We start from the raw sequence: 9,509 nt of genomic DNA, 5'->3' as shown, positions 1-9,509 counted from the left end.
GCGGGAAGCGGAAATCGGGAAGGGGGGAGTTAGAATCCCCGTAAAGCCGACGAGGGATATTGGGATCAGACTTTCGCCAGATCCTCGAAAGCCCTGGCGTTTCGGCGCCGGTTGATCAGAAGTTTCGAGTACTCGTCGAGAAACCTGAAATAGGACTCCACGATTTGGGCGTCGACATCTTTGGCATGGGTTTCGAGCACCTCCCGCCAGGTTCCGAGCCACTCGTCGCGATGCTTTTCGTTGATACTGAAGGGTTTGTGCATCTCCACCTGGTCGATGTGACCCATCTCTTCGCTGTAACGCTTCGGACCGCCGGCGATTTCGCCGAAATATTTGCCGTTGTGAATTTTTATCTTTTCGATCTCTTCCTCTTCCTGGGGGAAGAAAAAGGCGATATCACTCTCGACGATCCGGTCATAAAAGTCGCTCACCAGCGCTTTGAAACCCTCTTCTGCGCCGACCGCTTCGTAAAACCTCGGATCGGGCAGCGGGATCTCCTCCTCTTTGGGGATATTCTCGGGATCGTAGGGCGTGATGACAAGATTCATGGTACTCTCTCCGGAAAATTTTCGCCTACTTTACCATACTCCAAAGGGATTTACGATAAATTTGTCATAAATTTTCGTCCAGAAACGGAGAGTGATGAAATTCGTAATACTCGATACCGAAACCACCGGCGCTGAGGAGAAGGACCGCATCTGCCAGCTTGCCTACATCGTCGCCTCGCCGCAGCTTGTGGGAACCCTGATCGAAGAGGTCCACGAGGATCTGTGCAAACCGCCCCTGCCCATCTCCTACGGCGCCATGGCGGTCCACCACATCACCAACGAAGCCGTGGCAAAAAAACCGCCCTGCACCGAAACCGATAGCTACAGACGTCTGCTGGAGCTCAACACGCCGGAAAACTGTCTGGTCATACAAAACGCCCCTTTCGATCTCGCGATGCTCGAAAAAGAGGGGTTCTCTTCACGCATGAAACTGATCGACACCCTACGCTGCCTGCGACACCTCTACCCCGACGAAGAGGCCCACGGCCTGCAGTACATCCGATACGCTTTCGGCCTCTATAAGAACGAAAAGAGAGAAGCCAAAAGCATCGGCCTCAAAATCCAGCCCCACGACGCCCTCGGCGACGTTTTCGTGCTGAAACTGCTGCTCGACTATCTGCTGATCGACCATTCGCCCGACGAACTGGTGGCGCTCACCGCGCAACCCATCACCTACAAACGGTTCAACTACGGCAAATACAAAGGCGAAGAGATCGTCGAAGTGGCAAAAAAGGATCCCGGATACATCGAGTGGCTGCTGATGGAGAAAGAGGGAGAGGAGGGGCTCGACGAAGATTGGCGCCAGACACTGGAAAAAGCCCTCGAAGCCGCGGCCAAAGAGGCGGTCTGGATCTTTCCTTTCGGAAAATACAAGGGCCAGACTCTCGAGGAGATCGCAAGTCACGATATCGGATATCTAAGCTGGGCCGTGGAGAATATGGACAAGTTGAGTCCAGGGATGAAGAAGGCGATACGGAAGATTCTGGAATAGGCTATTTTAGTTATTGGTATATTGGTTATTAGTGTATTGGGTCCGAAAAAAATGGTATGGGTAAATCCCCAATAGACTAATAACCAATATACCAATATACCAACAAAAAACAGACATAAAAAAAGCCGGGTCACGCCCTCAGGCGCGCCCGGCTTGAAAGTGCGGAGTAAGTAAAACTTACTTCAGGCCGTGGATATACTCAGAAACAGCTTTGATATCGGCATCGCTCATAGAAGCGACCTGACCTTTCATCAGCATACCCATTCCGTGCTTGTTGAGGGTACCTGCTTTGTAACCTTTCATGTCTGCTTCGAGAGTCGCGACATCCATACCGCCGATGACAGCAGACTTTCCGAGAGCTTTTTTCTCACCTTTTGCACCGTGGCATCCGGCACATTTTTTATACAGAGCCGCTCCGTCAGCCATTACGAGGCTGGCCGCTCCTGCGAGCATCAGTGCGAGAGTTACTTTTTTCATTTCTGTCTCCTTCGTGGAATTTTTATGTTGTGATTATATCGAATAATCTTCTCTCCGGCTTGATATTTGTCAAGCCGGAATATTAACGAATGTTGCTTTCTTAATTAGCAGGCAGGTACGTTACCGCTGTCGTTGGCGTACTCGTATGCGAAGTCATACAGATCGTCCAGATACTTCTGCAGTTTGTCTACATTGGCGTTCGGGCAGATTTTTTTGATTTCGTCTGCGAACTTGCCGCTCTCTTTGATCTCTTCCCACTCGTCCTGAGAGTGAGTCGCAGCGAATTTCGCACCGTTGAAGCCACAAGCTTTCTTCAGCTTTTTGCTGTAGATTTTCTGTCCCTTCGCAGCGTCTGCGCTGGCAGTCGTAGCCATCAGACTCATTGCAACGAATCCCGCTGCTACCATTGTAAGCAATTTTTTCATGTATCCTCCTTTTGATTGGATGCCCGGAATCTCCGGTTCACCCTTTTGATACCCACATTGTAGAGCACAATCGTGGAGTAATCGTGAAAGAGATTTTAGCACAAACTATTTTATTTTCCCAAATACTTTATAGGTTTCCCAATAGGTATCAATCGCCCTGCGTAGATCGGTATCACTCAGCCTGCTGGGGGGCATCAATCCATACTGGCGGATCAGCTCTTCGGATGCCAGCGCCTTCTTCTTCGTCGGATGCCTCAGAAAGCTGTACAGGGCGGCTTTGACCTCCCTTTCACTGCTGTACTTGAGCAGGTAGTTGAAGAAAAATTTGTCCAGGGTTACCGGAAGTTTTCTGTGGCACCGCACGCAATCGTTTCGATAGGGGTCTCTTTGGGCCGCCGTCAGGATCACGGCGGCCAGCAGCATGAGAAGCGGCAATCTTTTCATCAGACGTTCCATCGTACGATCACCTCCGATCCGCGCTCTTTTTTCGAACGTATGTCGATATGCAGATGATACTCTTTGGCGATCATCGCCACGATATTGAGGCCTATGCCGAATCCCCCCACACTGGTGTCGAACCGTTTGTAACGCTTGAAGACTTCCCGGATGGCCGCCTCGTCCATGCCGATCCCCGTATCCTGGACACTCAGCTCCCCCGGTCGCAGACGGACGAAAATCTGCCCCCCTCTTCTGTTGTATTTGATGGCGTTGGAGAGGATGTTGTCCACAAGACGGGCCGCTTTGCCTTCGTCGATGAAGAGCTTCACACCCGGCTGGATATCGGTCTCGATCTCCACCCGCTTCGACTCCGCCAGTATCCTGAAGTAGTCGACACGCTCCTGCACCAGGCGGCTCAGATCGATCTCTCTGTTTTGGGAGGCGATCTGGTGGTGAAGCACCAGATAGGTCAGGTCCTGGTAGATGTTGCTGATGGTTCTGGCCCCTATCTCGATCCGTTTGATCTTTTTGGCGATCCTGTCGTCGAGACTACCCGTGTCGATCATTTCGATGTTGGTCAAAATCGCGTTGACGGGGGTGTTGAGCTCGTGGGTCGTGTCTTTGATGAAACGGTCCAGAAGCCGGATGGCGTTGCGCATGGGAGCCAGAAAGAGACGCACGAGGATCAGACCCGCCAGCAGAAAGATCGCCAGCATGGCACCGCCGTAGACGATGATGTTTTTCCATGTACGCAGAAACCACTTCCCGTCGTCGTCGATTTCGACCACCACATATTTGGCTCCCAGATAGTAGGAGTCGAGCACATGGATATAGTGGATGACGCCGTCGGTCGTATAGATGACTTTATTCAACTCCACTCCCTCGGGATGCTTGAGCGTACTGAAGATACGTACCTTGTCCGAGTCGTAGATGGCGGAACGGTAGAGAGGGTTTCGCGGATAGGTGCGGTAGCGGTCGAAATAGATATGCAGCCACTTCAGACCGTCGATCAGCTCCTTGGAGTACTCCTCCAGCTCCAGACGTTTGGTCTGAAGCATCAGATCTTTCTGGAGTTTGTAGTAGATCGTCGATCCCAGGATCAGGATGAGCAGTGCGAGAAAGGCGTAGAGTCCCAGAAAACGCAGAAGGGTTCTGCGCTCACTTTGGGAGGTACTTGTAGCCGTAGCGTTTGATGCTGACAATTTTCTCTTTTCCTATGGTTTTTCGGAGGTTTTTGATGTAGGTTCGCAAAGCCGTTTCGCTGGGCGTTTCGTCGTAGCCCCAGAGGGTGTCGTAGATGGTTTCGTGGGCCACGACTTCGTTGGGGCGACTCAGAAAAAGCTTCAGAAGCGCCAGTTCCTTGGGCTGCAGACCCGCCGGCTCGCCATCGACGTAGAGGGTGTTGCCCACCGTGTCGTACTCGATACCCGTATCGATCTCGATACGGTCGCCGTTTTTGTGGGAGAAGTTTCGCTTGAGCAGTGTCGTGATCCGCAGCAGAAGCTCTTTGAGGGCGAACGGTTTGCGGATGTAGTCGTCGGCGCCGCTTTCGTACCCCTCTTCGAGATTTTCGATGGCGTTGAGAGAGGTGATGAAGATGGCCGGCGTGTCGACGCCTCTTTGCCGCGCCTCTTTGAGCAGCTCGAATCCGTTGATGCCCGGCACGTTGACATCGAGCAGCAGCATGTCGTAGCGGTTTTCGTAGAGTTTCTCCTCCGCCTCCTCCCCGTCGTAGGCGGTATCGACCGTAAAGCCCTCCTCTTCGAGAAAATCGGTGACCGTTTCCGAGAGGTTCGTGTCGTCTTCGAGTAGAAAGATGCGGCTTTTCATCACTTCTTTTTCAGCTGTTCGAGTTTTTCACGGTAGGCCTTTTTCTCTTCCGGCGTCATCGTCATCTCCCGTTTTTTCAGCTCGTGCAGTATGACGGGGATGTTTTCGCTCTTTTCGTAACCCAGTGCCGCGATGAGCTCCTGGGTGCTGCGGTCGGACCAGTCGATGGCATGCAGCAGCAGCGTGAAGAGAAAAAAGAGGAAGAATTTCTTCATCGGGCTATCCGATGTGCCGCGCGACCAGCTGGACGATCTGCTGGGCCGGCAGCGCGCCGCTGACGCGATCCACTTCCTGTCCGTGCTTGAAGACGATGATCGTCGGAATTCCCCGGATGCCGAAAGGTGCCGCCAGCTGCTGGAACTGTTCGGTGTTGACTTTCGCGAACTGCGCCTTCAGCGGAAACTGTGCGGCCGCCTCTTCGTAGGCGGGTGCCATCATCCGGCAGGGACCGCACCAGGGTGCCCAGAAATCGACGACGACGGGAATGTCGCTTTTGTGGATATGGATGGGAAACGTTTCGGGAGTCAGCTCCACGGGATGGGTATCCAGAAGCGACCGCTTGCAGTAGCCGCAGTTGGCTTTCGTATAATGATCCTTCACGGGAATGCGGTTGACCTTGTGACAGTGCGGGCATACGACATGGATGGTCGACATCTCAAACCTCCTTTTGGATTCGCAGTTCGAAAATCACGAAATATTTCCATCTATTTTACCTCAATTTTCGGGCGCCTTTTGTACAATAGGTATCAAAAAAGGAATTTTCCTTGCGATTTGAAACCTATCCTTTCGAAAAACTGAACGTACTGCTCGAAGATATCGTACCGAATGAAAAGTACGAGCCGATCGTGCTGACCATCGGAGAGCCGCAGTTCGATACCCCCGAATTCATCACGAAAGCCCTCTGCGACAGCGCCACCCTGCTGAAAAAATATCCCAAAACCTCCGGAGAACCCGAACTGCGCGAAGCGATGCGAAACTTCTTCAGACACCGCTTCCATATCGAGCTGGACGATTCGCAGATCATCCCTACCTTCGGAACCCGGGAGTTTCTATTCAACTTTCCCCAGTTTCTGCTGGCCGATCTCGACGAACCGATGATGGCCTACACCAACCCTTTCTATCAGATCTACGAAGGGGCCGCCATCGCCAGCGGTGCGAAGGTGCTGCACCTGCACCTGACCAAGGAGAACGGCTTTCTTCCCCGTATCCACGAGCCGGAACTTGCCGGATGCGATCTGGTGATCCTCAACTTCCCCAACAACCCCACCGCTTCCGTCATGGACCTGAAGACGATGACGGAATGGGTGAAGCTGGCGATAAAATACGACTTCGTCCTTTTAAACGACGAGTGCTACAGCGAAATCTTCACCCATACGCCGCCGCCCTCTTTGCTGCAGGCTTCCATCGAAGCGGACAACCCGACATTCAGAAACGTCCTGGTCATCAACTCCGTCTCCAAACGCTCCAGCGCCCCGGGGCTTCGCAGCGGATTCGTGGCGGGCGACGACGGGATCCTGCGGGAGTATATGCGCTACCGCACCTATGTGGGGTGCGCTTCCCCCCTGCCCCTTCAGATGGCGGCGGCCGCTGCGTGGAACGACAACGAACACGTCATCGCCTTCAGGGAAAAGTACAAAGAAAATTTCGAAATCGCCCGTGAAGTGCTGGGGGTGAAGACACCCGAAGCCACCTTCTACATCTGGCTCGAAGTGGGCGACGAACTGGCGTTCACGAGACGGCTCTTTGAGAAATACAACGTCAAGGTTCTGCCGGGAAGCTTTCTGGGCAGGGAAGGCATCGGCCAGGGATTCGTCCGCATCGCCCTGGTGGAAAACGCCGAGAAGACTCTCGACGCGGTCCGTCGCATCAAAAAGTGTCTCGACGAGATGCTATAATAGAAGCGATGAATGAAACAATCCGGAAAAATCCCCGTCTCAAGGTGATGCTCAGGCAGGTCAAGCCGCTGATCATGAACTATATCGATATGGCGCTCTACGATTTCGAGCGCTATGGCCTGCCCTCGAGTGCCCTTTTGATCCAGGCACCGCTGAAGATGCTACTCACACTCGAGCGCAACACCCGCAAGACCGATATGGTCATGGCGCTGGATCAGAACCTCTTTTTCGTCATCTATCCCAACACTCCCCTGGAAAAGGGCAAGATCGCTTTTGGCAACATTCTAAAACTCTTCACCAAAGAGGTGCACGAAGGGGATATCTCCGCCGCGATCATGGAGATCGGCGAAAGCAAAATCTCTCCCGAAGAGATCATCGAACGCCTCATCATCGCCCTGCATACTCCCAAAGAGGATATCAAAAAACCCCTCGTAGACGCTACGCGCATCCGCTATCAATAGAACCCGGCTTTTCTTTCACTTTTTCAACATTTCGAGAAACTCTTTTTCATCGAGCGGCCCGCTGAAGTAGTACCCCTGACAGAATATGGTATCGTCGATCGCTTTCAGCCGGTTTTTCTGCTGCACCGTCTCCACCCCTTCGGCAATGACGCTGTATCTGAACTGCCTGGCGATATCGACCATCGCCCTCACCAGTGCCACGTCATCCTCGTCGGTCAGAATGTCCCGGATAAAGGATTTGTCGATCTTGATCGACTCGAATTCGAACTGTTTCAGATAGGAGAGCGAAGAGTAGCCGGTCCCGAAATCGTCGATCATGAAACCGATACCCGCTTCGTTGAACTTCGCGATCAGCGCTCTGGCTTTCTCACTCTCCTCCATCAGTATGCTTTCGGTGATTTCAAATTTGATGTGACGGGGATCGATCCCGTATTTTTCCACGACCCCCATCACCTCGTCGTAAAAACCGTAGTGTCTGAACTGTTTGGAACTGATGTTTATGCTGACATAATAGAGAGGAAAATCACCGCTCTTCTGCCACTCCCGCAGTTTCTGACACACCTTTTCGATCACCCAATGTCCGATCTGATGGATCAGTTTGGACTCTTCCGCCACGGGAATGAACTCGGAGGGCATGATCACGGAACCGTCCGGCTGTCTCCATCGCAGCAGCGCCTCGGCTCCGTATATCCGCTCTCTGTCGATATCGACGATGGGCTGATACCGGATGAAAAGCTGGTTCTTGTCGATAGCGTGGCGCAGGTCGTGTTCGAGCCTGATGGTGCGACGCAGCTCTTTGTCCATCTCCTCCTCGTAGAAACTGGTGATTCCCTGCCCGCGTCTTTTGGCATGGTACATGGCGATATCGGCGATCCGGAGAATCTCGTCGAGGGGCTCGTCCTGGCCGTAGATCATCACGGCCCCGATACTGGTCGTGATATAGAGCTGATGCTGATCGATATGATAAGGTTTTGCCAATGCCTTGTGAATTTTCTTGCTCACCTGCCAGGTGTGTTCGACACTCTCCTTCAGATCCCTCGAAATCATCGGCAGAAAGATGATGAACTCGTCACCGCCGAGCCGGCAGACCGTATCGCTCTGTCTCAGAATGCTTCGAAGACGGTCGGCCGTCTCCTTGAGAAGTTCGTCTCCGACATTGTGACCGTAGGTATCGTTGATATGTTTGAAGCGGTCGAGATCCAGAAAAAGAAGGGCCGAAAAAAACTTCTCTCTGGCCGCCTGGGCGATCTGCAGCTGATACCGGTCTTCCAGCAGCTTTCGGTTGGGCAGGTGGGTCAGTGCGTCATGGTAGGCGAGAAATTCCGCACGCTCCATCGCCTGATGTTCGGCCGTTTTGTCCTGCATGACCGCCACACCGCCGATAAGTTTGCCGGACTGGTCCAGCAGGGGTGAATAGACAACTGATACCCAAAGCTCCTTCCCCGCGATCGTGGCGATAAAAGGCCCTTCGTAATGCATCACCCGCTTCTCTTCGATGACTTTCCTGATGTTTTTGATGGGTCTTTGGTCTTTCAGGCGGAGCAGATTGAGTTTGAGTATCGTCTCTTTCTGCAGACCGATATGCTCCGTCAAAGCCTTGTTGCAGTCGATGATGTTGAAATCCGTGTCGAAATAGAGAATGCCCACCGGCGCCTGATCGGCGATCAGATCGAGCCTTTGGCGCAGCTCTCCCAGCTCCCCGTGCTGGCGGATCCCCTTCTCCAGTATTCTGCTGAGCTGTCTCGTACTCACCAGAAAGACCGTCATGAAAACGAGTGCCATCAGAAAAAGGATGACATGCAGTTCGTCTTGGCAGACAATGAGCCGCAAAGCGAGAGAAGAGAGGATCAAAACGATGTAGGTATCGGCGATCTTTCTGTCGATCGCCAGTGTGATGGCGCCGCCTCCGGCCATGCCCGCTACGATAAGTGCGAGCAGAAGCTCATACTCCAGATGACCTTCCGGATAGAAGAGAAATGCGGCGACCGCCCAGAGAAAAGCCATCGTCACCGCTTCGATACGAAATCTCTGATACCGCTCTTCCAGCGAGCGCTCCCCATACTGACACCCTTTCAGGGCGAAATAGACCCTCTCCACCGAGAGCATAAGAATGGCTCCATACCATATCCCCAGAGCCGTCTGGTTGACGTAGGGCCATAAAAAGACGAGCAGACTCGTCGCCACGATGATCGTCGCACCCATCGTCACAGGCACTTTGGTACAGAGGGTGACCAGAACCTGTTCTCTTAGAAACTGATGAAGTATTTCAGATTCCGAAAATGTCGTTTTGATGCGTTTTAAAAGAGATTTGAAAATTTTTGACATTAATGTTCCATCTGTTTTCGACGATCTGACCGCAAACCGGTTTCATGATAAAAAACGTCTTGATTTATATCTATTTTATAAAGTGTACGACGATTATTCTTTTATGTCGCTAAGTCTTT

At 52.5% G+C, this 9,509-nt stretch carries 12 protein-coding genes; 3 read left to right on the top strand and 9 right to left on the bottom strand.

What is annotated here, in order from left to right; genetic code table 11:
- Window positions 1-65 precede the first annotated feature (65 nt).
- Window positions 66-548: a globin gene (locus Q1K23_RS04035; protein ID WP_300362664.1), complete on the bottom strand. Its 483-nt coding sequence runs from the start codon at window positions 546-548 to the stop codon at window positions 66-68.
- 94 nt (window positions 549-642) lie between these two features.
- Here Q1K23_RS04035 and Q1K23_RS04030 point away from each other — a divergent pair, with 94 nt between their 5' ends.
- Window positions 643-1,539, top strand: coding sequence for a 3'-5' exonuclease (locus Q1K23_RS04030; protein ID WP_300362662.1), 897 nt, complete (start codon window positions 643-645; stop codon window positions 1,537-1,539).
- A 177-nt stretch (window positions 1,540-1,716) separates the two neighbouring features.
- Here the strand turns inward: Q1K23_RS04030 and Q1K23_RS04025 are convergent, their stop codons facing one another.
- The 7 genes from Q1K23_RS04025 to trxC form a co-directional block, all read right to left on the bottom strand.
- Window positions 1,717-2,016, bottom strand: a complete 300-nt coding sequence (locus Q1K23_RS04025; RefSeq protein WP_300362661.1) for a c-type cytochrome — start codon at window positions 2,014-2,016, stop codon at window positions 1,717-1,719.
- 104 nt (window positions 2,017-2,120) lie between these two features.
- Window positions 2,121-2,441, bottom strand: coding sequence for a cytochrome C (locus tag Q1K23_RS04020; RefSeq protein WP_300362659.1), 321 nt, complete (start codon window positions 2,439-2,441; stop codon window positions 2,121-2,123).
- A 105-nt stretch (window positions 2,442-2,546) separates the two neighbouring features.
- The gene (locus tag Q1K23_RS04015) at window positions 2,547-2,885 is read right to left on the bottom strand and encodes a hypothetical protein (protein WP_300362657.1); all 339 of its coding nucleotides are present in this window, start codon (window positions 2,883-2,885) and stop codon (window positions 2,547-2,549) included.
- Complete coding sequence (locus tag Q1K23_RS04010) at window positions 2,885-4,081, bottom strand: HAMP domain-containing sensor histidine kinase (RefSeq protein ID WP_300362655.1); 1,197 nt, start codon at window positions 4,079-4,081, stop codon at window positions 2,885-2,887. The genes Q1K23_RS04015 and Q1K23_RS04010 overlap by 1 nt, the downstream gene beginning before the upstream one ends.
- Window positions 4,038-4,709, bottom strand: coding sequence for a response regulator transcription factor (locus Q1K23_RS04005; RefSeq protein WP_300362653.1), 672 nt, complete (start codon window positions 4,707-4,709; stop codon window positions 4,038-4,040). Before Q1K23_RS04005 ends, Q1K23_RS04010 begins: the two co-directional genes overlap by 44 nt.
- Complete coding sequence (locus Q1K23_RS04000; protein ID WP_300362652.1) at window positions 4,709-4,924, bottom strand: DUF1104 domain-containing protein; 216 nt, start codon at window positions 4,922-4,924, stop codon at window positions 4,709-4,711. Before Q1K23_RS04000 ends, Q1K23_RS04005 begins: the two co-directional genes overlap by 1 nt.
- A gap of 4 nt (window positions 4,925-4,928) precedes the next feature.
- Complete coding sequence (trxC, locus tag Q1K23_RS03995) at window positions 4,929-5,363, bottom strand: thioredoxin TrxC (RefSeq protein ID WP_300362651.1); 435 nt, start codon at window positions 5,361-5,363, stop codon at window positions 4,929-4,931.
- A gap of 110 nt (window positions 5,364-5,473) precedes the next feature.
- Here trxC and Q1K23_RS03990 point away from each other — a divergent pair, with 110 nt between their 5' ends.
- Together Q1K23_RS03990 and Q1K23_RS03985 are read left to right on the top strand one after the other, a co-directional pair.
- Window positions 5,474-6,604 (top strand): succinyldiaminopimelate transaminase, encoded by a 1,131-nt coding sequence (locus tag Q1K23_RS03990; protein ID WP_300362650.1) that lies wholly within the window; start codon window positions 5,474-5,476, stop codon window positions 6,602-6,604.
- 8 nt (window positions 6,605-6,612) lie between these two features.
- Window positions 6,613-7,065 carry a hypothetical protein gene (locus Q1K23_RS03985; protein WP_300362649.1) on the top strand — a complete coding sequence of 151 codons (453 nt, stop codon included), beginning with the start codon at window positions 6,613-6,615 and terminating at the stop codon, window positions 7,063-7,065.
- A gap of 15 nt (window positions 7,066-7,080) precedes the next feature.
- Here Q1K23_RS03985 and Q1K23_RS03980 read toward each other — a convergent pair whose 3' ends face one another.
- Window positions 7,081-9,390 (bottom strand): GGDEF and EAL domain-containing protein, encoded by a 2,310-nt coding sequence (locus Q1K23_RS03980; protein WP_300362647.1) that lies wholly within the window; start codon window positions 9,388-9,390, stop codon window positions 7,081-7,083.
- Window positions 9,391-9,509 lie beyond the last annotated feature (119 nt).

Origin of the sequence: Hydrogenimonas sp., from assembly GCF_029933015.1 — a bacterium.
GTDB lineage: Bacteria > Campylobacterota > Campylobacteria > Campylobacterales > Hydrogenimonadaceae > Hydrogenimonas.
Note: the sequence above shows the minus strand (reverse complement) of the source record. Positions and strands in the feature narration are given on the sequence as shown.